General features: G+C 39.4%; 13 protein-coding genes. 5 read left to right on the plus strand and 8 right to left on the minus strand.

All coding sequences use genetic code 11. The features are described 5' to 3' along the window. Nucleotides 1–89: 89 nt before the first annotated feature. From KN1_RS06585 to KN1_RS06595, 3 genes are all read right to left on the minus strand, one after another. The gene (locus KN1_RS06585; RefSeq protein WP_221290282.1) at nucleotides 90–1,175 is read right to left on the minus strand and encodes a hypothetical protein; all 1,086 of its coding nucleotides are present in this window, start codon (nucleotides 1,173–1,175) and stop codon (nucleotides 90–92) included. Then, on the minus strand, nucleotides 1,172–2,941 hold the full coding sequence (locus KN1_RS06590) for a hypothetical protein (RefSeq protein ID WP_221290284.1): 1,770 nt from the start codon (nucleotides 2,939–2,941) through the stop codon (nucleotides 1,172–1,174). The genes KN1_RS06585 and KN1_RS06590 overlap by 4 nt, the downstream gene beginning before the upstream one ends. Nucleotides 2,942–3,394: 453 nt before the next feature. Further along, the gene (locus tag KN1_RS06595) at nucleotides 3,395–4,177 is read right to left on the minus strand and encodes a phosphoadenosine phosphosulfate reductase family protein (protein WP_221290287.1); all 783 of its coding nucleotides are present in this window, start codon (nucleotides 4,175–4,177) and stop codon (nucleotides 3,395–3,397) included. A gap of 215 nt (nucleotides 4,178–4,392) precedes the next feature. Between KN1_RS06595 and KN1_RS06600 the strand changes: the two genes are divergently transcribed. Both KN1_RS06600 and KN1_RS06605 read left to right on the plus strand, forming a co-directional pair. Beyond that, nucleotides 4,393–6,351 carry a PD-(D/E)XK nuclease family protein gene (locus KN1_RS06600; protein ID WP_221290290.1) on the plus strand — a complete coding sequence of 653 codons (1,959 nt, stop codon included), beginning with the start codon at nucleotides 4,393–4,395 and terminating at the stop codon, nucleotides 6,349–6,351. Between the two features lie 3 nt (nucleotides 6,352–6,354). Beyond that, nucleotides 6,355–7,986, plus strand: a complete 1,632-nt coding sequence (locus KN1_RS06605; protein ID WP_221290294.1) for an AAA domain-containing protein — start codon at nucleotides 6,355–6,357, stop codon at nucleotides 7,984–7,986. Nucleotides 7,987–8,271: 285 nt separating this feature from the next. Here the strand turns inward: KN1_RS06605 and KN1_RS06610 are convergent, their stop codons facing one another. Both KN1_RS06610 and KN1_RS06615 read right to left on the minus strand, forming a co-directional pair. Further along, on the minus strand, nucleotides 8,272–9,468 hold the full coding sequence (locus KN1_RS06610; RefSeq protein ID WP_221290310.1) for a phosphoadenosine phosphosulfate reductase domain-containing protein: 1,197 nt from the start codon (nucleotides 9,466–9,468) through the stop codon (nucleotides 8,272–8,274). Nucleotides 9,469–9,550: 82 nt separating this feature from the next. Continuing rightward, nucleotides 9,551–10,975 carry a hypothetical protein gene (locus tag KN1_RS06615; protein ID WP_221290312.1) on the minus strand — a complete coding sequence of 475 codons (1,425 nt, stop codon included), beginning with the start codon at nucleotides 10,973–10,975 and terminating at the stop codon, nucleotides 9,551–9,553. A gap of 453 nt (nucleotides 10,976–11,428) precedes the next feature. On the opposite strand from KN1_RS06615, the gene KN1_RS06620 reads away from it, so the two are divergent. Beyond that, a complete protein-coding gene (locus KN1_RS06620) occupies nucleotides 11,429–12,319 on the plus strand; it encodes a hypothetical protein (RefSeq protein WP_221290315.1) in 891 nt (296 codons plus the stop codon). Nucleotides 12,320–12,328: 9 nt separating this feature from the next. On the opposite strand, the gene KN1_RS06625 is transcribed toward KN1_RS06620, so the two are convergent. The 3 genes from KN1_RS06625 to KN1_RS06635 form a co-directional block, all read right to left on the minus strand. Next, on the minus strand, nucleotides 12,329–13,144 hold the full coding sequence (locus KN1_RS06625; protein ID WP_221290317.1) for a hypothetical protein: 816 nt from the start codon (nucleotides 13,142–13,144) through the stop codon (nucleotides 12,329–12,331). Nucleotides 13,145–13,404: 260 nt separating this feature from the next. Beyond that, nucleotides 13,405–16,140 (minus strand): DUF1156 domain-containing protein, encoded by a 2,736-nt coding sequence (locus KN1_RS06630; RefSeq protein ID WP_221290319.1) that lies wholly within the window; start codon nucleotides 16,138–16,140, stop codon nucleotides 13,405–13,407. Nucleotides 16,141–17,116: 976 nt separating this feature from the next. Further along, on the minus strand, nucleotides 17,117–19,861 hold the full coding sequence (locus KN1_RS06635; protein ID WP_221290322.1) for a DUF1156 domain-containing protein: 2,745 nt from the start codon (nucleotides 19,859–19,861) through the stop codon (nucleotides 17,117–17,119). A gap of 316 nt (nucleotides 19,862–20,177) precedes the next feature. On the opposite strand from KN1_RS06635, the gene KN1_RS06640 reads away from it, so the two are divergent. Then, nucleotides 20,178–22,946 (plus strand): DUF1156 domain-containing protein, encoded by a 2,769-nt coding sequence (locus KN1_RS06640; protein ID WP_221290324.1) that lies wholly within the window; start codon nucleotides 20,178–20,180, stop codon nucleotides 22,944–22,946. Beyond that, on the plus strand, nucleotides 22,947–26,228 hold the full coding sequence (locus KN1_RS06645) for a DUF499 domain-containing protein (RefSeq protein ID WP_221290325.1): 3,282 nt from the start codon (nucleotides 22,947–22,949) through the stop codon (nucleotides 26,226–26,228). Nucleotides 26,229–26,230 lie beyond the last annotated feature (2 nt).

Genomic DNA, 26,230 nt, shown 5'->3' on the forward strand with positions numbered 1-26,230 from the left:
CACGTTTGGCCTTAAATATTTCTCTATCCTATCTACCCAAGAAATTCTCGATATAAAAATAAGGATTGCCTTATCTCGATTAAGAAATATTAGTAAGCGAGTCCGTATTGCCTTGTCGTATACTCATATATGTCAATCTCTCCGATCTTTTCTTTATATGCTTTTTTAACTTCATCATCTTCTTCATAGAGTTCTAATGAGACTAAAGCTGCTATAATTATATCATTTATTAAATTCCATAGTAACGAAATCTTATTCATATCGGTGATGTTATGCTCATTAGCTTTAGTTACAAGATAAGAGTAAAGAGAGCCTTCTTTCAGAACTGATTTGAACTCTTTACTTGATAAAGTCTCATGTATAACCTTAAAGTATTGAGACAATTCTTCAGCCAGAGATACTAAAGTGGAGTTACTATATCCGTAAATCATCCTAAAGGAGTAAGCGCCCAGTAAGTCCATAAGCACGGTGGAGGTGTATGATAATTGATTTTGCTTAGAGATTTTTTTATAATACCTGACTAAGTTAGAACCGCTCAATGTATACGAGAAGACTAAAGGTGCAAAGAGTGTATTATACATAGTATATGCCCTTCTCTGCTGCCCCTTATTTTTCTTTACCTCTTCCGAAGTCGAGTAATCTATAAGTCTTTTAATTTCTGCATAAATATCTGGTAATATTTCTCTGTTTTTAGGGGACTCTAATAATTTCTGAAGTAACTTTACCATTTCATTACCGTTACTTGCGAATTTTGAAATTACTACGAATTTATATAAAATTAGTAGTGTGTAAGGAGATATATCCAGCTTTCCTTTTATTATATTAACTCTCTTGTTAAACACCACTTTTTCTACTACGACTTTTCTCCATGTTTCTAGGATCGCAAGCTGCAGTGTAATAGCAACGTTATAGGACGGGGGTAGATTTGTTTGGACATTTAATTCATTTAGTATTTCGTTAGCTTTGTTTCTAAGTTCGTTGTATGCACTAGAAAAATTCTTTATAAATTTTATTTTTTCAGCCGAGAACAATGGTATATACGAATCTTCTCTAATCATCCTTAGGAGCTCTTTTTTATTAGATTCTAATATTGTTTTATTTGGGTCAGGTATGGTTTCAACAAGGTCTGTGGAAGTAAGAAAATACTCAAATAATAGGTCACTAGGGCTTGTCATTTCTGAGCCACCACTTCTTTTTCGATCTGCCTTTTTATCCTTTCTATCACCTCTTTAAATCGTTGTTCATAGTAATTAATATCACCTGATATTAGTGAGAATTGATCGGTACTATCCGATGACGCTGATTTTATATACAAAGAAGCGAATTCGTCTCTATCTAACGGTACATCAATTACTTTTTTGGATATACGTATATTGCTTATCTGCTGTAGTTCGTATATAATTTTAAACATTCCTATTATGTTTGCTTCCTCAGGGTGTACAATAAGTATTTTGCAGTCGTTATCCTTCTTACCTTTAGCGAAACCGCAGTTATTAGCCAATATGTCTCCGTAATGTTTAATAAACCCTTGTCTATACTTAGTCTCTCCCAGCTTAACACTTCTACCCTTATACAAAATTATGGTCGCACCCTTATCTGTCCCTGGATATAATACGACTATACCTTCATACCCGTTAGCCTTGACTTCGGAAATAAACTTCTCCTCCGAGGTATTTTTGTCCAATTCCTCAGCCAATTTCCTTAACATAGAGAAAATCTTATCCTTATTTATTCCAGAAATTTCCTTTGATATATATAACCCGTAGATACCAGATTCAGCTATTTTGGACCGTATATCTTCGAAAAAGTTTTCTAGCCTGTCGCATATTTTTCCATCTGTGGTTTCACCCATAGTTTTCAGTATTTGGTCTTTTTGTGTAGTTACTATATCAGTGATAACTGCCCTAAGCCTTTCAAAGAATAAACGGGCGGGCATCTTTAATAAATTACTTAGATAATAGCTGAGGCACTTACTTATGTTCTCCAGCTTGAGTTTCTCGTCGTCCGTGATGAACCCCTTATATGCTAAGAGTTCCAGTGCTTTTTCATAATATTCCTTAATACTGTCGGACGTATAGGGTGAAAACTTTATTGGTATTGAAAGGTCGTCGGCTGAAGAAATTATCTTTCCGATAATAGGTGCCGCCGACCTCCTGAACTCCCTCATGGCTTCGCTTGGATAAGCTAACTCTTGTATAGTAAGGACTAATGTAAACGTATTAGGGTACCTTTCTAACACTCCACCTTTACTAGACCTTAAACTAGTAAGGAGACTTATTAGTAAATTATTAACTATCTGAAGTTGGTTTAACTGTGTGGGCACCAGTTGCTCGAACTCGTCTAATATTAGTATGAGCTTTGGACTTATATGGCTCTTTAATATTAATTTTTCAACTAAAACTTCAAATAACCTAGATAGTTTTTCACTATCTTCTATCTGCATAATTTCTGATTTAATCTCGCTAATAATTTGAGGATCTAAATGACTTATATCAGTAGTTAGTAAAACATCACCTACTTCAAAAATATCTTTATAACGGGAGTCTATCGCTAATAATATCGTATAAAGTAGTTCTAAGTCTAACCTAATTGTAGAACTTCTTTTTATCAACGATAGTATATCTTCATGAATCTTAGACCCAGAATTTACTTCCCTCGAAACTATATTATGCATCCGCCTTACATTGATGTATATTGCACTACATTCTTTTGTCCTCTCGCAATAATGTACTGTATAGTAACCTATCCCATAGGTTTTACCTCTACCGTATATTGCCTTGAAAATAGATACACCCGGTGAGAATAATATAGTAGACTCAAAATTTAACGGCTTCACTAACAATAAGTACTTTTCTTCATCAGGCGAGTTAATTTTTTTAGGCAAATCTTCTGTATATTCTCTCAATAACTGACTAATATCAGGTTCTCTTACGGCTTGCATATTTTATTGTATGAAGAAATACCTATATAAGCATTGCTGTCCATAGATATTCGTAGACTGATGTTAGCTCATTCAAATAATTTTTGTATTAATAGACATATTGTTAAAAGGTAAAATTTAACTTAGTGTATATATATTAAGAATATCTGTAATAAATGTACGCCTAGCTTACCCTTTAGCTTTCAATATTTTTCTTAGATCGAGTACGTAGAAACCATATATAGTCATTTGTATAATAAATTTATTAAATGGCCTTATCTCTATCGAGAAGTGTAAATATAAATTAACCTTTTCGTACAAGCTAAAAATTTTTAGAAATATAAACAGCTAAATGGTAGTGCCACGTCCCCACTCATAAACCTAAGGGCTTTTCAAATGAAGTAAATATTACCTTCACTGCTAAAATCTTTAATTACTATAATAATATAATATAATATAAAAAAAGCGAAAAAATTATAGTAAGGTCCTGCACAGAGGGCACTTATACGTCCTCTCATATTTCCTCAGATATTCTTCGGGGTTCTTCTGTATATCACGTAGGTATACCCTTTGGTGGTTGTAGAACAACCCCGAACCGCCCTTCCTGAGTTTTGCTTCTGCCTCCACGAACTTTTGGAAGAACTCCGGGCTTTTCAGTGCTAACACTGCGAAGTCCGCGGGACTCTTATATGCAGAACACCAGCAGTCGTAAGCCTTTCCGTATACCTCGTATAATGGGTTTTTCCTCAGCCCGTGTACCTTTATGTACTCTTCAATATCAGCGTTTGTAAAGTCGAAGATTATCGCATAACTTAAAGCCCCTATCCTCTCGTTATAGTACAGTTTTGAAGCCTTACTCTTCATCCACGATTCGTCCTTCCTTACACCGGTGACCAGGACTATGTCCTTCCTGTCCTTTACGAAGTCCTTTAGTGGCTCAAGCTTTAAGTAGAGTTTACACCACCTCCTCGTGAGACCCGGGAAGCCCTTTTGTTCCACAAGGCGGAAGTATTCGTATTTAGGGCCTATGACAGTTAACGGGACCCCCATTTCCTTGGTCACGTCATTCACGTATTCCAGCAAGCCCGGTGTCGCGATACCCGTGTTAATGAATAAGGCCTTGGTCTTTTCGGGGTAAATAGAGTGCGTTAAGTGCAGTGCTACTAGGGAATCCCTACCACCGCTGAACATTACGTAGACCTCCTTAAAGCCGGAAAGTATCTTTTCCGCTTCCTCCTTAACTGCAAGCAGCTCCATATCAGTTATCCCATCTACATTCAAATATTTATATATACCGGAGAGGCTAACATATTTGATAACAGTAGATTATTTTAAATAATAAATGAGAATTGATAATAACTGAATATAGCATCGAGAATCGTGATATCACTGGGCATAGCTACGTTTTTCGAGGGAAAGAGAAAAGATATATATACCAGAGTTATCTGAAAGTATTATTAGGGGACAAAAAGTTGAACAATGACGAAAAAGTGGATTATAGTGAAGTTCAAAGGTATGAAGATTTTCTGACACAGTTACAGCTTCCTTACGCTAAAGAATGTGGAAATTTACTCAAGAATTTAGACTCAAAAGTTTCACATTTGCCTAGAGTTACCTCGATAGCCTCCGGCGTCGGGCATTGTATATATGAAGCTAAGTTAAAGGAGTTGTTGGGAGTTAAAGGAGTTATATCCTCCTCTTTTCCCGGTAAAGGGACAACTGTTCATAAGCTCTTAGCTCTAGCCTCATTACATGTATTTGGGAAAAACGAATTCCCCGGTGACATGGTAAAATTCTTTAGGGAGTTAGCACGAGAACTTGAAGACGCTAGTATAGAGGATGAAAAAATTTTGACCGCAGTAGACATTTTTTCCTCGTTGCTTTCTGTAAAGGATGAGCTATTTACAATAATAGGTGTAAAACAAGACAATGTTAGACCAATAGTAGAGCAACAGCTTTACGATTATGACCTACATATGTTGGGTGTACCAGACCTTATCTTAGAGGATATAGAGAATAAAAAAGCCGTTGTAGTTGAATGGAAAACTTATAACGTACCTCCGGACAAAGTGAAGAGAAACAGTGTCAGCTCTTACGAGAAGGCGCAAGTCACAGCATACGCAATGTTAGAAGCCAGAAGATTAGGATATGAAATAACTCCCGATAACTATGATGAACCTTCACTATATGATGCCATATCCGGTAGGCTGACCGATGGGAGGATTGAGGACGTTCGAGTCCTCCCAGTAGTTATAAGACCGTGTTTAAAGGAAAACAAGAGATTAACTTTACCCCCTCACCCGGTGCTTTCAGATAGAGGAGATATAAGAGATAGATATAAAAAATTCAGAGAAACACTAGGAGAAATATTTGTAACAGCGCGTTATTTAACATACCTTGTAACCAACTTTGCTCTGTATGGTTATGATAAAAAGACGGACTTTGAAGACTGTTTTAAGCAAGTAGGTAATCAGAATAGAATAGTGTTCCTATCCCCTCCGCCGTATCCGATACCGAGAGGCAAACCTTCAAGTCAAGAGAAGTCAGGACTTTGTAGATTTTGTCAGGTAACGGATGAATGTAAGTTCTATATAGGATCACGCCACATAAACTATTTTCAAAAAATGATGTGGGCCCTGAGATACGCGTCTTTAACTGAAAAAGAGAAAATTATGTGGCCTTTTAGGGCAGTATATCAACTGTCCAAGTCTTATAGGAGAGAGAAAGTCATGGAAAGGGTAAAGAAAGGTTCTAACATAATATGGGAAGGGAACGATATAATATTTAAGAACGAGAGTTCTAAGAACCGTTTCCATATTTTTATGAATAGGAGAGAACGTACATCGTTTAAAATAGATATATTAGACTCTATGTATTATGATAGAGAGACTGATACCTTTGTAGGAGTGAGGGATATAAGAAATTTTGAAATAAACAAAGGGAAAATACGTAGGCCACACGTCTTAGAGGAGAGTACACCGATTATCTTATATGTAAACGATAGAGCGTCGATGATCCCTTTATCCGTAAATATGACGGGTTCTATAGTTGAGGTTAATCCTGATAAAAATAAGGAGGGAAAGGAAACGGTTAAATACGTAATTGATGTGCCTTCTTTGGCTCTGTCTTTCCAAAAAATAATCCTGAAAAAATACCTGGAAATCTATCCCGAAATGTTTAAGGATGTGATAATGGTGCAAGTTGGGGTCGACCTCACTCATATCGACCTTATAGCCCTAGACGCGTTACAGAGGGTCATCGGGGAAAAGATAGAGAAAATACAAGGACTTAAGAAAAAGGAGAAACTGAAAGGGCTGTTATCGAGCTTAGAAAAAGAGAAAGAAAGGTTAGACTTCGAGTCTGAACTCGGACCGGAAATAATGTCCGAGGACGTGTTACGTTATTTCTATAGCCAAGAAAAGGAGGGATGAAAGGTGTATTTCGTTAAAGACATTATCTTAGAGAACTTACAGAAACCCCCTGTAAAATATAGCCTTAATCCCAGCCAAGTACGTGCTGTGGACATAATAAAACGCGGATATGATAACAGAGGAGCTGGACTAGTCCAAGGTCCGCCTGGTACAGGTAAGACCAGTGTGATAGTGGCAAGCATGACGGATATCTTACATAAATTAGACAAAAACGAAATATTGGTTTACGTCGCACCTACGAATAAGCTAGTCTATGACGTAATGAGGCATGTAGTCCCTATGCTATCTGAGTTGTATGGCAAAAATTTTGATGATATTACCAAGGCAATTAGGGTCTTCGGATCCGATTTTAACTATAAAGGCGCCTCTAGAGTTAGGTCGCCCGTTGACAGTGAAGTAAAAGTAATAGTCACTACTGATTACCAAAAATTCTATGTAAACTATAAGTATGCCGTTAATAAGGGCTTCTCATTCACGTTTTTAGTAGACGAAGCAAGTAAGTCGCCTATATATAGGTTCTTAACTCCGATAGCCTTGGAACTCATAAGGGCTAATAAGCTAAATAATGACATCGCGATTGACTCCTTATCGGTCGTAGGAGACCCCATGCAAGCGATTTCTAAAAAATCTATCTATAGAACGCACAGGGAGTACATGCTAATGGTAACATTATTAATTAACATGGTCGCTGATAATGATAAAGACTTGGCAGAAGAACTGAAGAGGAACACAGCGAATATGTATATTAGTCTCCTAAACCACAGCCACGTTTTATCAAAAATTGATAACTTTACGATGTTAGACACCACGTATAGGTTGCCAGGCCCCTCTCACATGATAATATCGAAAGGATTTTACAATGACCTTCTCAAGGCCCACAATAACGTTAAAGACAGGTTAACTTATGATGATGAGCTTATAAGGTATTTTAGTGAATGCCTTGACCATGGTGAACTTAAACCTGTCTCTCAGAAGATACTAGACGCGGTCAGTAACGAGATAGGAATAATATACTTCCGCGTTAGCGGTACAGCATATCAAGACGGTCATGGAGAAAATATTGATGTTAAAAGGGCTTACACAGCGCTAATAGCCGCGATTGCGGCTTCCGTAGTGACCGGTAAAAGTACTACAATAGTACCGGTATATAAAGACATGAAAAACTATATAAAGTTTATTATGAACATGGATGAAAATATTTCGCCATGTATTGATAAGCTCAAAAAGAAAAATATTAAAATATCGGTAGATACGGCACACGCATTGTTAGGTGCGGAGGACGAGAACACCGTCCTCATATTAGGCAAAGAATACCTACCTCAAAGCCCAAACATCTTCGACACCGCTACTATGTACTTCATAGAACCAGAAATATTCAACGTGCAATTCAGCAGACATAAAACTTTATCAATAATAATAGGCGATGTAGAGAGGCTTGTGAGAAATACCAGACGAGTTATCAAGAACTACCACTCTAAAAAGGCGAAAGGGCTATATGACGAAATATTATATAGTAACTCCCTGTTGCTGAAGGATTCGGCAGAGGAAATCCTCGATCTGTGTGGTATAGAAGTGAAAGGGAATAAAACCATGACGAGGAGCTCTGATATGTGTGAAATCGTCCAAGGTGAGTAAGACTTCAGTAAATTAGCGGTTTACCCATTTAAAGTAATTAAAAACCTCTCACTCAAAACTAACGAACCACTTGACGAATTTAACCGAACCGGGAACAGCCCCTCTCCTCCATCTGAGGTAAGGGGGCTAGTCAAAGCTATGGCCACGTCAATCACCACTAAAAAGACCAGTTGACCTCGGAAACCCCTTGTACTGGACTAAAAACTTTATTTGTTGTACATGGAAATTTCATACAGCCTAGAAGGGAGTAAGATAACTGCTAATAGACCAAAGATACATAGGCCTCTAGTTTATCCGGTCTAAAATCTCATAAAAATATTTCTCACCCCTTATACTCAAGAAAGCGTAAGCTACGTTGTTTTTTGCCGTATCGGTTATTTTGTCTTTAACATCCTTAGGGACTGTGGCCTCTCTGATCTTTTCTATTGGGATCAACCTGTTTTTTCTATCTCTAAGCCCTTTTGCGCTTTTCTCTATCAACAAGTTAGATTTTGCCGGTTCCAGTTCATAGAATACTTCTCTCAACGTGTAACTACCCAAGTACTCCTCGTCTAGCCCGTATAGTCTCTTCCCGCTTAATTCCTCCACCACGGGGAACAGTTTGAGCATCACGGCACGGCCTAAAACATTCAGGGGGCCGAGCTTAGTCCTCCCCCAGTCTTTTCTTAACCTCATCTCTTCAATGTCAGAAACAACCCGGTAAATTATCCTGGCACCCTCTAGGTATAAATAAGGAGGGGGGAGGTTGTAAATGTTCTTCTGTATCTTTACTAACGTGCAGTGCCAACACCCGTAACGTGCCCGTTTATTCCCGCCATACAGCTCAAATAAAGGGTTAAGGCCAAACTCTTCTCTAACGTCGTCCAGGAACTCCCATACCTCGTCTAGCCCCCAGTTCCTTATGGGCATAGCTTTTGTCACGTTTTTTACATCGACTTTTAAGAAAAATGACGAGTTACAGCTCATCTCACCCGCTCCGCACACGGAATTACTCTTTATAATCCTGGCCCTGCTCGCGGACTCGTCTTCCCTATGCCCCGTTAAAAGTACGATTTTTCCGTATCTCTCGACCAAGTCATTCAGAGCGTTTTTATTTGGTAGTACTTTCAGGTGGTTTACACACCACCTGAAGATGAAATTCGGAGCAGGATACCCGGCTACTATTACCCTCCAATAAAAGTTGTGCTCTGGCACGGTAAATATCACCTCGCAGTCATTCCCTGTTTCCTTAATAAGGCCGCATATTTTGTTCAAAAAAGACCTCGCGTACTCTTCGAGGATATCTAACTCAGAGGAAGTGTCATTGTGTACGAATATAATTTTCTTACCTTTGACCCCCCTCTCCCTTAACCACTTGTACAATAAGATGGATAATAGGGTTGAGTCCTTACCACCAGAAAACGCGACCGCAAAATTTTTCTCTAATTTCAAAAGGTCTAGGAGCCTATAAGTCTCAGATATCTTATATTTAAGGGTCTCCATTCAGTCAGACCTTTATTAATTCCCCTTTCCTAATATTTAATTCTTAGCACGTCAAAACTTGGTAGTACTGGATACACATCCGTCAAGAGTAATGGACTAGGCCCTTAGTAAGGAATAGAAGATCTTTTCTAGCTAGGGGTAGAAGCTCTATTTCGAGGCCTTTAGATTGTTTAGCAGTATCCTCAACCGCAGCCTTTAACCACTTTGTTCTCCTAGGAAACATCGTGATCAGCTTAAAAGTAACACTTTCCCTGAACATCTCTTCGTTTTCCAAGTCCCTAATGAACTGGCGGACCTTATTGACCGCGTAGAGCAATTCCTTTCTATTTTGTATATACACCAGTGAGTAGACAGTGTCTTTAATCATCACAAAGTCAAGAGGTACTCTCGGGTTCTGGTCGACGGCAACGACGGCTTGACCTTTACTCCCTCCGTTTATTGGGTATTTCCTTAAAAACAATTTCACTAACCTTTTGGACAAGAGGTAGCGGATATCCCTTTTAACATTAGGAGGTATATAAGCATAATTTGATATTAATGTATACGGGTAGTCATTTATTAGGTGCCTAAACATGTCCAATATTTCAATATAACCCGAACTACTAAAGGAAAGTATTAGGTCCCTTACCCTCTCTATCACCAGTGCAGGTGATATACGTGATAATATCTCTAATGAAGTTAAAATTCCAGAATTAGGCCTACTCATGAGGGAGTAAAAATTACTGTAATTTTCACCTGAATTGTGTGTTAATTTATCTAGTAAGTCCATCATAAAGTTTAGGTAAGAAAACCCATCATAGCTCATTTTACACACGAAACACGTATATTTATCTCCCTGAAAAATTTTGCACATAGAGGAGTAGGTTTTTAAATAACGCGAGTCGGCCCAAATGGAATAGGGACCGTTAAACCCTACGTCCTTCAGAAGCCTCGTTAAACGTCCCCTCCTTATCCGTGTTAAAATGTATACTTTTAATGTTGGGTATTTCTTGAAAAATCTTACCTTCTCTTTATAGGCTGACACAATTTCGTTTATATCATTCTCTTCATTTACATTGTCTATTACCACGTGTACGTTTAACGGTATGCTATATTCCCCTTTCAAAGAAGTCAAGTACTCGAATAACCCTTTTGCGTCGTAGAAAGTGTCATGTATTAAACTAATACTGGACAGTTTTACCTTTACTCCTACACGGTTCGCGTTAGTATTACCTCTAGACAACGTCGAGTATATTACGGCTGTATTCTTATTGAACCCTCTACTAAAATGCTTATAATACAGATAGTACCCGATACCATAAGTTTTCCCAGACCCTCCTTCCCCGCTGATAATTGCCAACCCGACGCCCTTGTTGTCCATAACGTTATTTACAATTAGATCATGTGGTTTCATAATAGCATAATCACTTATAGGTATTTTAGAGCATACGTCTAGTGAAGGGGAATTAGGACAGATATCCGATATGAGTCTAAGGAATAGAACTTTGTTACTGACAGATAAATCCATATATAAACTTTAAAAACAAATATATTAATAAGTATTACGACTAAGTTTATAATTATCCTTTCAGTTCTTAAGGATCTATACCTCAATCTGATCATACTAAGCTGTATCTAATTAAGTTAAGAGAGATAAAGTACTTCAGAAACGTATATTAATTCAAAGTTTCATCTTTTCTTCTCTATGTTTTATTTACTTAAAAATCATGCTAATAAAAAGGACAAATACGGTTATAATGTCGTTCGATAAGGATAAATTCGGCTGCATAGTGTCGTCATTGAGCTATAAAGTCTCTTTATACTGCTTAAGGCGTGTTAAGTCCTTGTCCCGCATCGCAGTTCCAAGATAAGATCCATTTCATGCATAGTTTATAGCTTAATAACAACACTATCTCCACACTCCTTGAAGTCCATCACCAATGACTAATTTTAAAAACTTCTATACATATAAAATACTAAGATGAGTGACAGAGACAAAGAAGATAAAGCTACTACTTCACAAGCAGATTCTGGAAAGGAACCTTTAGCTTTAGAAACAGAGTCTAATGGAGTTTACCTAAAGGAAAAATTGAAAGAGCTTGAGAAATTATGCCATGGGCAAGAGTACGATGAGGATTTTATTCGAGAATTAAAGAAAATTTCCATAGAACTTTTAGTATTTTATCGAAATAAAAGGGATATTATTAATGAATTTAAGAGAAGTTGTTTCGAAAAATTAAAAAGAGAGTATGATGCTTGGAAATCTCTTGCATCTATTCTCAGGTATCAGAAAGAATATATTGACACTTTTCCTTTTGAAGAGGAAGATTTGAAAATAATATCTAATAATTATCTTCCGCATTTTATTAACATTTTAAATGAAATATATAACAAGAGTTCGAATGAAGGGCTTTTTTATGCCGTTTTAGATTATTATAAGAGGTTAGAGGCGGCCTCGTTCTTACCTGTTCTCATAGAGATATTAAACGCTGACAAATTACTTCCTATTTATTTCAATTTCTTAACTGAGAGAGATTACAAAATAAGAAGAAATGCATGGGAAGCGGTTAAAGAACTTGTTAACAATAATATTATTAGTAAGGATAAGATAACTAGATATTTAAATTATCTACTTGAATTAATATTAAATGAAAAAAATGAGAATTTAATTGAAATATTGAATACAATATTTGTCAAAGAAGAAGGAGACGTAGACTGGTTGGTTACTTATATCGATAATACTATATCTCCTAAAATACTATTTAGTCTTTTATACAATGCTAATGACGCGGTAAGACTTAGAGCTTGGTACTGGATATCTGAATTTATAAAAAGAGGCTTAATACCAGTTGAAGATTTATTACATTATTAGTAGTTATTTTTACTTATAGATAGTAAATATTCTATCGTATATAGACTCAAGGTTCCTATAGTCCCATAACTCTTCTAGGCCTACATTTAAATTAGACGATAAAAACCACTTGTACTCATGGGGGCGTTTAACCCATGAGGGAACTACTGGCCTATACACTTTGTCTTTGTCTCGTGACAAATAATAGTAAATAATAGTTAAGAATTTTTTAATGTTATTTCTAGAGTTAATACTAATTGGAAAATTCTTTAAAAACAATGAAAAGTACTCTTTTGAATAACCAGGAACTGGGTACCCTATCATTAATGAATTACTAGGCAAATTAGACAATAGTGTTATCGGATTTAATTGAGTTTGTGAAATATTTTGTTTTGAAAGTAATGCTTGTGTGAGAGTAAATGCTGTATATTCCGCTAAGGACTCCTCGCTTAGACTATAATTATAAATCCCGGTGGACGTTCTCCAGTCTTCTATGACATGATGTGATAATTCGTGTAAGAAGATCTCCATAAGATAAATAGGTCCTATTCCAGGGTATATAGGATTTAAAATTGCAATATCACTCATTACTTCTCTTTCATATATATATATTCCCCAATTTTTTCTATCTACCGAATATGGAATATATTTTGCTAATAACCTTCTTTCTCCGTTAGGTTTTTTCTTGTATTCAAATATTTCCCCATTTTCATATACACTTTCCCAAGACCATTCTGCCCTTATAATCCTCGGCTTCGCCTTTGAACCAGATTCCAACTCTAAATCTTGTAATATTTGCGAGTCTGGTTTCCACTCAGAACCTGGCGAAAAATTAAGCTCTAACATTTCAATTATAAAGAAAACTAATTTTAAGTTTTTATTTTTTATCAGTCTGTTTAATTAGGTCTTACGAGTGTAGACATAGTGACGTCATCGAGCTATAAAGTCTCTCTATATCGCTTAAGGTATATTAAGTCCTTGTCATCCACCCTAGACCGGGGGTAAGGTCCCCCCTTGCGCGCCGATTTATATGTTAACGACGACACTATGAAATTTTTCAGCTATTCTAGAAGTAAGGATAAGTCAGGATATGGACAAACACTGACCTAATACCCTAAGTATTGAATTATTCTCTTTGAAGTCTCTTTTTCGATGTCATTATTGCCAAGCACAGTAGATAATACTTTCGCTAATGTTAATGCGTCTTTGACTAAAGTAGACCTTTCTCTCAAACTGTCAGCTACGGCTTTTAGCCTATCTGGTGATTTTAGTGCAATATATTCTAGATAGTGAAAAAGCTGAACGGCGTTCTTGAATTCATATTTGCCCAACTTGGCTTCTTTTATATATTCCAGTTTTTCGAAGGCCCTGATCATGTTATCTAAGCCATCAACATTCTCAGGTTCATTGAGCGTTATCCTTTTTTTATTCCTTTCTATAGTAATTATCTCATTTTTCTCTAAGTCACCTTCGTCTAAACTCCCGGTGAAATTAAGCAAAGCTAAGCTCTCCCTGTCTATTTTTCTTGCGCTGTTTTTAACAGGAGGGACTAGGACTTTTGTCAGGATATAGAAACTGGAGTAAGGGTCGCTTATCCTGATCCCTGCAATCTTCCCGAGCCCCTCTATTATAGCTTGAGTGGTCGTAGGGTACAAGTGGTATCTTACCAAGTTTTCTACTGCCTTGTCTTCCTTACCTTCAAGGCCAATAAGTTTCTCGTACTTAGTAAATATTGATAATACCCTGCCTAAGACTTCTACATATGTATCAGCTGAAAGGGGCGCTACCCTTATGAAGTTTGAAAACCATGAGGAGACCTCAGATATTGCCTCGTTTTTAACGTCTTGTAGCAATTTACTCCCTTCAGCCCTTTTCTTCCACGTTATGACCAAGGACTTGTCCAGCGCAATAGTGTTTAATATCGTCGCCATCCTGGTCTTAGCTTTAGTGGTAATCGCGTGTGCTGATATTACCCTGAACTTCGCCCTATACCAACCCGCATATAGGAGGGACACCCAGCTATCTGTTGTAGAGTGGACATAAAAGGTGACTAGTGTACCGTCATCTTTTAAAAGCTCATAAAACTTGAGGAAGTCATCAGCCATTTTTTCCCTGAAGTACTTTAAAGTCCCTATTACACTCTTATAGCGTTTAGTCGTGTTCTTAGGTGCAAACTCTTCCCACTGTGTGTTATAAGGGAAGGGTAGTACTCTCTTTAACCAGACGTAAAAGTAGTCGCTTAAGTAAGGCCTGTCATCGGCAAAAGGGACACTCGTAGCCATTAGGTCGACCTTTTCGGTGTTCAAGTCCCTTATATCTACCCTGTTAAGGGGGACTACTTTAACTTCAGAAGTAGTGTTGGTCCCTATCAGGTATTCCAGTCCTTTTTTCAAGTGTTCAAACAATTTGTACAATGAACCGGTAACGTTACTCAGGGGTGAAATTTCTACCCAGTTCCAAGACATCGTATTCCCCCTTACTGAAACTCCCGAAGCAATAAAGCTCCTAGTCGGTTGGACTAGGGTTAGGAAACTGTTATACCTGATGTGTTCTAGCAGTACCATGGTAAAATACGTGACCACCGCTTCCTTATACTCCTCTTCTCCCTCTATGCGGTTTCTCAACTCGTTTATCTCGTGGAGGAGCTTGGTGTGGACTATTAACTGCCTTGCGTTAAATAACTTATAAAACTTATCTACTCCCCACGAGTATACTCCGAAAATACTGACCGGGGGTAGAGGCTCGGTAGGCAACTCAGTCAGGCTTATGTATTTAAGTTTTTGGAATGCCCTCCAAAAGTTTTCCTCGTCTTCATGAGTTATCTCCTCAAATTCTAAGTCTTTTCCTTTCCCCTTGAACTTGACCAGTAAGACTGGCCTTCCCTTAGAACCCCTTAGGTCTTCTAGGGATATCTCCCCTTCTAAGAACTTCTCGTAATTTCTATTCCACTCCCTTATTGCGTCCCTGACGTACCATTCGTCTTTCTCCCCAGACATAACAAAACCACAGTATAGGCACCTAGCGTACCTGTTGTTAACTTTCACGTTGCCTTCATCCACCTCATAGGTCTTGTACGGGTCGTGGACTATTACCTTATTTTTAGTTACCCTAGCCTTTACCTTGTCTTTTCCTAGTTCTCTATTTATATCGACTACTTTAATACGTATTCTGTCTTTCTCCTTCACGGGGTGCATAAAGGCCAGTCTGGTGTATGTCCCAGACCCCATCCCTGAGCCTTCAGTACCACCCCCCGACCTTAACGCTAATAGCCACCAACTATATACGAGCGGAGTGTAATTACCGCATACTGGGCACTTCACCTCCCACGTACCTACAAAACCCGCGTTACCCTGGTAAAGGTCTTTAACTTCTTCCCTAATGCTTTCAACTAACTCTTTACCGTATTTTTGTACATCATTTAAGAGTTTCTCCCCGTATTTCGGGTAGTCTACGATCGCCTTTAAGAACGTGAACGCTGTCGGTATGGGCTCTGTAGTTATTACCTTTTTAAGTCCTAGACGCTTCGCCTCCAACGGGATCGTCCCGAAACTCCCGAAGGGGTCTAGAAAAGTATAATTCCTGAACGGTGCTGTATCCGGGTTATATCTATGCGGTACCTCTTTGTCGAGTCTTATGATTTTCCTGAACTCCTCTAATTTAAAATCTTCCGGTAACAACGAAGCTGCGAGGAATGCCCTAGCAGATATTAACGGGTCTCTCCCCCACCAATAAACCATCTCCCAGTAGGAGGGTCTGGCAGGGCCCTTCTCCTTGGCAGCCTTCCTATCGATTTCTGGGAGGAGTAACGAGAAGCTGTCACTCTGTATGAACAGCCTATCCACATAGGACTACCAATTGAAGAAATTAATTAGCTTTTCTGTACTCCATGCGAATTCAATGGGCATAATCCCCTCCGTAGACATCTAAGCGTTTTACCTCGACTAGCTCTAACGAGTAAACGACGTCCAGTAATAACTCTTTCTATTGAACGTCAAATATGGTGCCAGCTAATATTGTCGCCTGAGTTAAAAGGACTCGCGTGAAAGTTTAGGGGAGGATCACTTAGATGCCGAACCGGAATTAAAAGAGAGCAGTATTTTGTTCTACCCTAACGTAACTTAAAGGTCTTCATCAGAGTTCGTGCACCTGCTAAATGGTTTTCATCTAACCATAAAAACTCCTGCTCGTCCATGGTGAGGGTTCGGGTTAAGTAGTTGTATGATTTAATGGTCTCGCCTTTTGCTGTGTTTAGTTGGCTTTCGTTATTTGTACTCCTGCGTTTCACGTCTTTCAATAAGTTAGGCACGACCGTAAGAACTTTATCAGCATTGTCAGAGTTTCGTATTACCAAGGGAAAGTATGACTACTGCTGTTCAAGCGACTTCTGGTATTTATCAAGGACAGTGCCAAAGAAAGGATAATATCGTGATTTGGGTATTACCTTGCACTGATATAAGTGGTACACCGTTATACATTTGAATAAGACTACTCATGTGGTCTCGTCCTAGTGAAAGTCGCTGTCTTTCACGCCCTTAATCCTTATACAATGATGTGAAAACAGCAGATCACACCTTTCAGCTATGAAGGAAAAGAGGGCGTGACACGTCGATATTAAAGGTAAGGTGTAATGCATTTTATCTAAATAGTATTCCCTAATCTAGCCTAATCTAGGAATATAGTTTCACACCTACGTTTCGTCTGGGCTTTACCCTAGTGGGGCGTTCACGTGCATTTTTTTGCAAGTTCTCTGCTCCGCCTTTTGTAATTCCCTCTTTTTATTCACACATAAACGGAGGTATAGCTCAATAGTCCACCTCGTTACAATAACCTTTCGACTCCTGAGATTTTTCTCGAGGGGGTTTTTTCAACGTCGTTTTCCGGTAGGACCTCAGAGAACACCCTAGCTATTGCTAACGCTTCGTTCACATACCTACTGGTCTCCCTCAATTTGTCGACCTCCTCTTTTAACTTGTCCGGGAACTTTAACGCTACGTACTCCAAATAGTGGAGTACTTGGACGGGGTTGTCAAGGTCATAGTCGCCGGCTTTAGCCCCTTTAACGTGTCCGAGTTTTTCGAAAGAACGTATGACGTCACCTATGTCGGTAGCGTTTTCAGGTTCAGCTAAAAGTATGACTTTCTTTTTCCTGTCGACCTGGATAACCCCGTTCTTTTCTAAGTCCTTCTCCGCTATGTCCCCGGTCACGTTTAACAACACCAAACTGTTCTTGTCTATTTTCCTGACACCTCTTGCCGGGGGTGATAACACCTTCACCAAGACGTAAAAGCTGGAATATGGGTCGTCAATCCTGACACCCACGGATTCCGATAACCCTTTAATTATAGCTTGAGTAGTAGCCGGGTAAACGTGGTTTTTTATTAGGTTTTCTACAAGGCTTACCCCGCTCCCGCTGACCCCTATGACCCTCTCGTACTTGGTAAATATCGATAATACCTTACCCAACGCCACCATATAAGTGTCTATTGATAACTTACCCGTTTTTATATAGGACGAGAACCACTTAGACACGCTAGATATGGCCTCACTCCTCACTTCTTGGACTGACCTACTGCCCTCAGCCCTCTTCCTCCACGCGACCACGATAGACTTGTCCAAGGTCACTGTACTCACGTTCGCCGACATCCTAGTCCTGTCCTTTGTGGTGACTGCGTGAGTGGCTACGACCCTGAACTTGGAGACCGACCAGCCCGCGTAAAGCAACGACACCCACGCTTCCGGTGAAGCGTTACTGAAAAACGTAACTAACGTACCGTCGTCCTTTAAAAGGTCGTAAAACCTGAGAAAGGCCCTAGCTAGCTCATCCCTGAAATACCCTAACGTACCCACTATACCTTTGTAGGGCTTGTTGACGTCCTTTGGCACAAACTCTTCCCATTGTGTGTCATAGGGAAACGGGAAGACCCTTTTTAACCAGACGTAGAAGTAGTCGCTGACATAAGGCTTGTCGTTTTCGAAAGGGGGGTCAGTCACTATCAAGTCGACCGGCTCAGTCTGTAAGTCACCTCGGTAAAAGGGGACTTGGACTTGGGGACTGCCGCCCGCGTTTACCAGGTATTCCAAGCCTTTCTTGACGTGTCCCAATAACTTAGTTAGGGAACCGGAGATATCACCTAAAGGGGAAATTTCCACCCAAGTCCATGAGAACGCGAAACCCCTAAATGCAGTGACGGGGACGTTAAAAGACCTCGTACTCTCTATCGACGTTATCATGCTGTTATACCTTACGTGGTTCAGAAAGGCCATTGTAAGGTATGTTAATACAGCGTCTTTATAGTCCTCGTCGCCGTTGACCTTGTCCCTCAATTCGTTTATTTTATCGACGATTTTGGTCAGGACTACTAACTGCCTCGCGTTGAATAGTTTATAAAACCTGTCCATACCCCACCTCGTAAAAGCGAGGAGCCCGTAAGGGAAGGCCTTTTCAGTAGGTATTTTCATAATACTGGTTTCCTTTAACTTGTCGAACGCCTCCCAGAACACTTCCTTATCTTCGTCCGTAATCTCTTGGAAATCTAGGTTTTTACCCCCACCTCTGAACTTGACCAGTAATGTAGGCCTCGCCCTTGAGCCCCGTAACTCCTCCAGCGTTATCTCGCCGTTCAAAAACTTCTCGTAATTTTCGTTCCACTCCCTGATGGCCTCCCTAACGTACCACGAACCGCCCTTACCCTGGATGACAGAACCGCAATATAGACACCTTGCGTAATTGTTTTCCACTTTTACGTTGCCCTGCGGGACCTCATAAGACTTATCGGAACCCTTGATGACTATACGGCTTTTAGAGACTTTCGCGATGACGTCCTTACTCCCCACCTCTTTGTTGAGGTCGACCACTTCGATGCGGAGCTTTTTGTCTTCTACCACAGGCCTCATGTAAACTAACCTCTTATAAGCCCCGGCCCTTACCTTTTCCCCTCCCTCCTCTCCCTCTTCGCCTTCGCTCCCGACCCTCCTCAGTTCCAATAACCTCCAAGTAAAGGATAACGGGGTGTAATTACCGCACACCGGGCATTTGACCTCCCACGACCCGACGTAACCAGTGTTATAACCGTAAAGTTTTCTGACGTCCTCCTCCAAGCTTTCTACCAAGTACTCTCCGTACTTTTCCACGTCGGTTATCAGTTTTTTCCCGTATTTTGGGTAGAGGAGCACCCCTTTAAGAAACGTATATGCAGTGGGAATCGGGTCAGACGCGATAACTTTACCCAACCCAAGCCTCTTCGCCTCTAACGCAAAGGAGCCGAACCCGGCGAAAGGGTCTAAGAAGGTAAAGTCCCTGAACCTCTCGTTTACTTCCGGGTTGAATTTATGGGGTAAGTCCTCGTCCAGCCTTATAACCCTCTTGTACTCTTCAGGGTCAAAGTCCTCTGGGAGTAACGACGCTGTTATGAACGCCCTAGCTGAGAGTAGGGGCTCCCTACCCCACCAGAACACTATTTCCCAAAACGGGGGTCTACCCGGGCCCTTTTCTTTCGCCGCCTTCCTGTCAATTTCTGGTACTATAACCGAAAAGTTATCACTCTCGATAAATAACTTCTTCATACCAGAACCTTAGAACGGGTAAACTATAAGTCTTTGTCTTTTTTAAGACAACTTGTATTATAGATTTATTTTGACTGGGTCAAAATGACGATGAGTTTAGGTACAAAATACAAGCCTCCAAAACCCTTTACCACGTATACGTACTCAGTGCTTGAAATGTAAGGCGGTGTCCACGAATGCTATCTATAAGCCTATTGTTCTCTTCTTATTATCAGTATAAATCTAGAGTTTAAGCCCATGACCGTTTATTTAACTTTCGCTCAACACTCTTACTTAAAAAGGAAAAGTTAATAAAATCCTCTTCTTTCTTACTATCATGCAAAAACGATTAATTGAGAGCGACAAGTTCTCCTCACTTATCCCTGAAATTGACGAGAAGGCTGTAAAGGAGAAAGGTTCAGGTAGGCCTACCTATTGGGGGATGGTATTCTGGCGGACTAGGAAACCGTTAGTCTCAGCTAGGGCGTTTATAGCGGCGTCGTTACTACCGGAGGGCTTTAACATAACAGAGTACAAGAGGATTATAAGGCTAAACGAAGACATCCCCCATAAGTACCAACCCATTACGAACAACGTGTTTAAAGACTACGTGTTGTTAGACCCCTTTGCGGGCTTCGGTTCTATCCCATTAGAGGCAAAAAGGCTCGGGTTGGGTAAAGTTATAGCTTCAGAACTTCTGCCTACAGCCTACATGTTTTTAAAAGCAGTCCTAGACTACCCGAAATACGGGGAGAAACTCTTAAAAGACATCGAAAGATACGGTAACGAGCTGATTAAGAGTTTAGAAGAAGACGTAAAAGAACTTTACGGTGATACGACGGGTTTCGTGGGTTCATGGGAAGTAAAATGCCCTCACTGTGGGAATTATACCCCTTTAGTAAACCAATGGTGGTTATTAGCGTTAAAAGAAGGGAGTAGTAACGACGAAGAAGAGGAAGGAGAAGAGAGTGAAGTTAAGTCAGGTGCTTTTAGGAGATTAGTCTACATGGAACCGGTAAAAGAAGGTAATCAGATCCGTGTTAAAGTAATTGACCTTAATAAGGAGTTAAATGTAAAAAGTGTAAGGGCTAAGAAGACTAAGGACAAGATAATAGTAAACGGAAAAGAATACCGAGTGTCTCAGGGTAATGTCAACGCTAAGAAGAGTTTTGCTAGGTGTTTGCATTGTAATAATGTATTTCCTAAAGATAGTAAGAAATGGTACGTTAAGGAGGCTATTAATGAATGGAATGAAAATTACGAGAAGTTTATGAACGGCGAGATAACTCTAGAAGAGTTGAGAAATTCAAGGGCAAGACCCACACTCCTGGTTAAGTTCAAAGGTAAAGCTAAGGATTTAACCTTTGAGGAAATTACCGTAAAAGATGAAGAAGCGTTTTGGGACTCATTTGATAAATTACGAGGATTAGATATAACTAAAATACCTACGGAAAAAGCGTCACCTTACGGGACATTACGTTTTGTAACATGGGGGATAGACAGATTTTATAAATTATTTAATGCTAGACAACTAATAATACTTACTAAGATCGTTGAGAAGATTAGCTACTTAAGAGATATAATAGAAGGAGATGATGAATATAAGAAGGCGGTAATAACTTACTTAGTTTTGGCTTTTCTAAACCATATACGGTATAATTGTATGTTAACTTCTGTTCACCCTACTAGAACATTTGTCAGAGAAGCTACTGCACTTACAAGATTCAGCTTTATGTGGAACTGGATTGAAATTTCTCCCTTAGCTAACATAATAGGTTCGTTTTCCAAAAGCTTAGAACATGTGAATGAAGGACTCGAATACTTAATACAAACTGATAGCGACTCACAAGTTGAAGTCCTCCAGACTGATGTATGTGACTTAAGGTTGGATCCAGTTGATGTTATAATTACCGACCCTCCATATGCTGATGACGTGCCATACCCTGAAGTAGGAGACTTCTATTACGTCTGGTTAAAAAAGGTATTTCCATTCCCATATAACACACAATGGGAGGAATTAGTACCTAAGGATATAGGGGTTGATGAAGCGAGGAATAAGGTATTTGGCAACGGTGTGGGGACTTATGATTATTTCAGAGAGAGGTTAGCACAAGCTTTTGCTAATCTTAGTAAATTACTGAAAGGTGAGGGAGTCTTAGTAACTTTTTATAACCACACCTCGCCAAAAGCATGGACATCACTACTTTATGCCGGTTGGTACTACTCAAAATTTAGAATTTCAACAACTTATGCGATAACTACTGAAGATGAGACGAGGATAAATGCTAGAGGTACAGTCTCGCTAGATAAGTCAATAGTAATCGTCTGGAGGAAAAGGGCCGAAGGGACGAAACATATACAAGAAGTTAAGAAAAATGTTATTTCAGCAATCTCAGACTGGATATCTACGAATATCAAGTCATTATCTTTGGACACGTACATTGAAGTCCTAGGAAAAGTTTTATCGGAGTTCACTAAATACGAAAAATTGTTGGGACTAAAAGGAGAAGGTATGAAAGCTGTAGAGGATTTAGTCTCCAACCACGTCTTTCCCACTGTTGTTCAATCCTTGATTGAAGGGTTGGCTAAGGGAACCGGAGCTAGGGTTGAAAACCCGTACTCGGTATTTTATGTCTTAGTCAAGGCACTACTCCCTCCCTCTAAGACGGTGAGAAAATTAGATAAGAATACCTTAATATTCTTGAACGTATCGGGTAATATTACTAAAAAGGATCTCCTTCAGAATAAGATAATAAAAGCGGGAAAGGACACTATTTACCTAATGGAGCCGGAAAACGCAAACGACATAAACGATAAAATACGGTCATTTGAAATGCTGAATCACGTTAAATCCGCAATCGCAGGTGATTATAATTTCTCTAACCCTGTCCAAGTCCTCCACTATCTGGAGTATATAGCGTTGAAATACCCTGATAAATTGAAAGAAGAGGTCGACAAACTTAGAGAAAAGACACGTTTTGTAGACGAGGCGTTATCAGTTGCAAAAATATTTACTAAGGTGCTTAACGAAAAAGACGTCGAATATGGACCTTCGTGTAAAATGGTGGGGGGCTGTGAAAAAGGGATTGAAAAGTGGGTGAGCTAAATGGCTGACCTCTCTTTGTACCAGAACGTAATTCCGAGGGAAGACGTGTTTAACCCTAAATTCGACGACGAGGTAGCACCGGAACTAAGTGACGTACATAAAGGCACGGCACCTAGCATTTACACGAACCCTGAAGAATTTTTCGCTATAACGTATTTTACGGATTCAATGAGAAACTTGGTAAGAGATATATCCGAGTCTTTCAGAGTAGGAAAAGGAATGACTATACCACTGTACTCTTTCTTCGGTGGAGGAAAGACTCACTCCTTAATTATGCTCTATCACGCTTTCAAAAACCCGGATATCGCGAAGAAGTATAATTTAGACGTAGAGAGCGGAGTTAAAGTGATAGTAGTTGGAGGAAAAGACTCAGCAACTGCACCTTCTCCAGACACACCCTCAGACGTTAAGACCCTTTGGGGATACATAGCTAAACAACTGGGTAAATACGATATAATTGCAAAAGCCGATAACGACTTGATGGCACCTCAGAAGGACGTCCTAGAAAAAGTGTTTGAAGGGGAGAAGGTTTTAATTTTGTTTGATGAAATAGTATGGTATTTATCTAGGGTTAAGGACACAATCTATAACAGATACTACACTCAATGTCTATTGTTTTTTGAGAACTTAGCGTCAGTGACTGCTAACCTGCCAGTAGTAATAGTTGTGACAATCCCGGGCAAATACTATGAGAAAACCGGTGTAGTTCAAGCTGAGAAAAGTTATGAAAACGTAGTAGAGGAGCTATCAAGGAAAATCGAGAGAATAGGTAGAGTATATAGGGCACCAATAGAAACCCCTGTTGACTTAGGAAAAGTATTGAAAAAGAGGTTATTTAAGAGTATTAATGAGGAAATAATTCCTCTTGTTAAAAGTAAATATTCCAAGTACCTAGAGGATTTCAAGGATTATGTAGACCAAGAGAGTATCGAGAACTTTGATGACGCTTACCCGTTCCATCCGTATTATTTAGAGTTATTAAAACTACTTCTTGAAGAAACCGGACTTCAAGGTACTAGGGATGGGATAAGGCTTAGCAGGATGGTCGTAAGGTTGCTTTGGAATGATAAGCCTAAAAGGAGTTTAATTTTACCGTCAGATATTGATATTAGGAATGAACAGTTTAAAGTACTTTTACTTAAAAATTATACAGATTTCGACAAGGTAGTAGATTCAATTAAGAATGTGACTAAAGGTCTTTCAATTTACTTTAGTATGGCTAATTACATCTTTTTATCAACTTATATGTTCAAACTGGGCTTAGATCCGGGACAACTAAGGAATGCTTTGCCTGACAGCAAAAAAGTAGTGACATCGGTTTTAGACCCATTATATCTGGAAGACATTTCCTTAACTCCGGCTGAGGTTAAGACTAAACTCGCCGATATGACGAGCGGAGGGAAAAACGTCGATAAGATAGTCCCATATTTAATTTATTCAGAGGACAAGTACTGGTTTACCTCTTTCTTAGACCCGATCACTATATGCAAGAGGGGAAAGAGTAAGGTGCTCGATGCGGATGCGGTAACCGTAATTAAGGATATGATAGGGAACCTAGCGGAAACACCGATAGATGCCATAGAAAAGAGGTCTAAGAAAGAAGTCTACAAGGGGATTATCAAAAAGTTCCACATAGTAGACAGTATTGAACATTTAGTTGACGTTGATGAAGAAACATATAATTTGGTAATATTGTGGAAGCCTTTATGTGATGGCTGTAGTTCCCAGGACGTAAAAGAAAGCGATTACTACGACGAAATAAAAAGGTTTATTTACAACGTACCGTCGGGCAAGTCATCAATTTCCCCTAGGAAGAACGCTAACTCTTTAGCTTTAATGTTCTCTTTAACGGGCAACGGCAAGGAGAAGTTGATAGAGCAAACTAAAGAGTATATATCGTGTAGAGACACTGATGTGTCTAAATATTATTCTGACGAAGTGAGTAAAAATATAGCTAAGAAGATGCTCACTGATTTCCTATCGAGAGTGCAGAACAGTATTTATAACCAGATATTCAACTATTATGACAGGGTAGCATACCCCGACAAGATGAATGACGTCCAAATAGTCACTTTATCTACTACTGGAAAGACGCTACTTGAAAACGCTGAGGAAACTATGAGGAACGAAAATAAAATTATTAGGGAAAACGACATGGACTTTGACACTTTAGCTTACTACTTGGAACAAACTAACATAAACATAAGGGACACCACGATCTCTTATCCACAACTACGTCAGATGTTTTATACTAACCCCATGTTACCATGGGCAAGTGATGAAGCATTAAAGTCCGCAATAGTTTCCGGCCTTAAGTCCTATTCCATAGGGGTCCTCTCCGGGAGCAAGATTTACTTTAAAGCTGAAGAAGGGAGTACGGTGGAATACAGTAATTCTTTAATAGATAATTCTACTACGGTCTTACCTGCAAGAGTAGCTGCTGATAAGCAAATCGACAGCTTACTTGAGCAAGAGAAAGAGTTTGAAGAAGACGGTAAGATACACAAGACATATTATGTAGTTGCCACTGACGAAGAGGAGATACCGCTTAAAGAACTGAGGGACAGGGAAAACTGGTTCGACATATTTATTAACGGTAAACTGAGGAAGAAAGAAGAAGTAATCGAAAGCGGTGTGGACATCGAGCTAGAGCCAAGGGTAATTAAGGCTAAGGCAGGAGACACGGTGTCCGTTAAAATTAGGGTAAGTAAGGTAGGTAAGTTCGATAAAGAAGTTTATCTTGAGGCGAGTAAGGGGAGCCTATCTCAGACCAGCGGGGCCCCTCCATTTGACGCTATCCTAACAGCGAGTGTAGAGGACGGTCAACCGATAGTGGTCACTGCTAAATACGATAATAAGACCGTAAAAGCCCAGATACCAGTAGAACTAGTTCAGGTCGTGGAACAGTGCGAGAAGGTTTTAGACCCTAGAGACTCTACTAGCCCGGTAATATTCAAAGTAGACATAACCGATATGAAAAACATTTTGAGCATATTAGACCAGTTAAGGGTAGTCCCGGGGGTTAAATTCGTAGAAGGGGAAGTAACTGTCGAAGACCCTAGTAGGGTATCGGTGTTGATTAGGCCCAAAGACATGAAATTAAATGAGTTCATAGAATTCCTAAACCGACAGACAGTCCTTATAGGTCTGACCAAGTACACAATTTCTGGCAAGGTAACAGTAAAAGTTAACGACCCCAAGCCTCTAGACGAAAAAGACAAGAAAAAAATTATAGACTTAATTTCTAAAAACGCGATTATAGCTTGGACCAAGGTGTGCTAGGC

It is taken from the genome of Stygiolobus caldivivus, from assembly GCF_019704315.1.
Taxonomy (GTDB): Archaea; Thermoproteota; Thermoprotei_A; order Sulfolobales; family Sulfolobaceae; genus Stygiolobus; species Stygiolobus caldivivus.

Coding starts and splice junctions, on each gene's coding strand:
- KN1_RS06585 (WP_221290282.1), bottom strand. CDS start 1,175: ATGACAAGCCCTAGTGACCTATTATTTGAGTATTTTCTTACTTCCACA.
- KN1_RS06590 (WP_221290284.1), bottom strand. CDS start 2,941: ATGCAAGCCGTAAGAGAACCTGATATTAGTCAGTTATTGAGAGAATAT.
- KN1_RS06595 (WP_221290287.1), bottom strand. CDS start 4,177: ATGGAGCTGCTTGCAGTTAAGGAGGAAGCGGAAAAGATACTTTCCGGC.
- KN1_RS06610 (WP_221290310.1), bottom strand. CDS start 9,468: ATGGAGACCCTTAAATATAAGATATCTGAGACTTATAGGCTCCTAGAC.
- KN1_RS06615 (WP_221290312.1), bottom strand. CDS start 10,975: ATGGATTTATCTGTCAGTAACAAAGTTCTATTCCTTAGACTCATATCG.
- KN1_RS06620 (WP_221290315.1), top strand. CDS start 11,429: ATGAGTGACAGAGACAAAGAAGATAAAGCTACTACTTCACAAGCAGAT.
- KN1_RS06625 (WP_221290317.1), bottom strand. CDS start 13,144: ATGTTAGAGCTTAATTTTTCGCCAGGTTCTGAGTGGAAACCAGACTCG.
- KN1_RS06635 (WP_221290322.1), bottom strand. CDS start 19,861: ATGAAGAAGTTATTTATCGAGAGTGATAACTTTTCGGTTATAGTACCA.
- KN1_RS06640 (WP_221290324.1), top strand. CDS start 20,178: ATGCAAAAACGATTAATTGAGAGCGACAAGTTCTCCTCACTTATCCCT.
- KN1_RS06645 (WP_221290325.1), top strand. CDS start 22,947: ATGGCTGACCTCTCTTTGTACCAGAACGTAATTCCGAGGGAAGACGTG.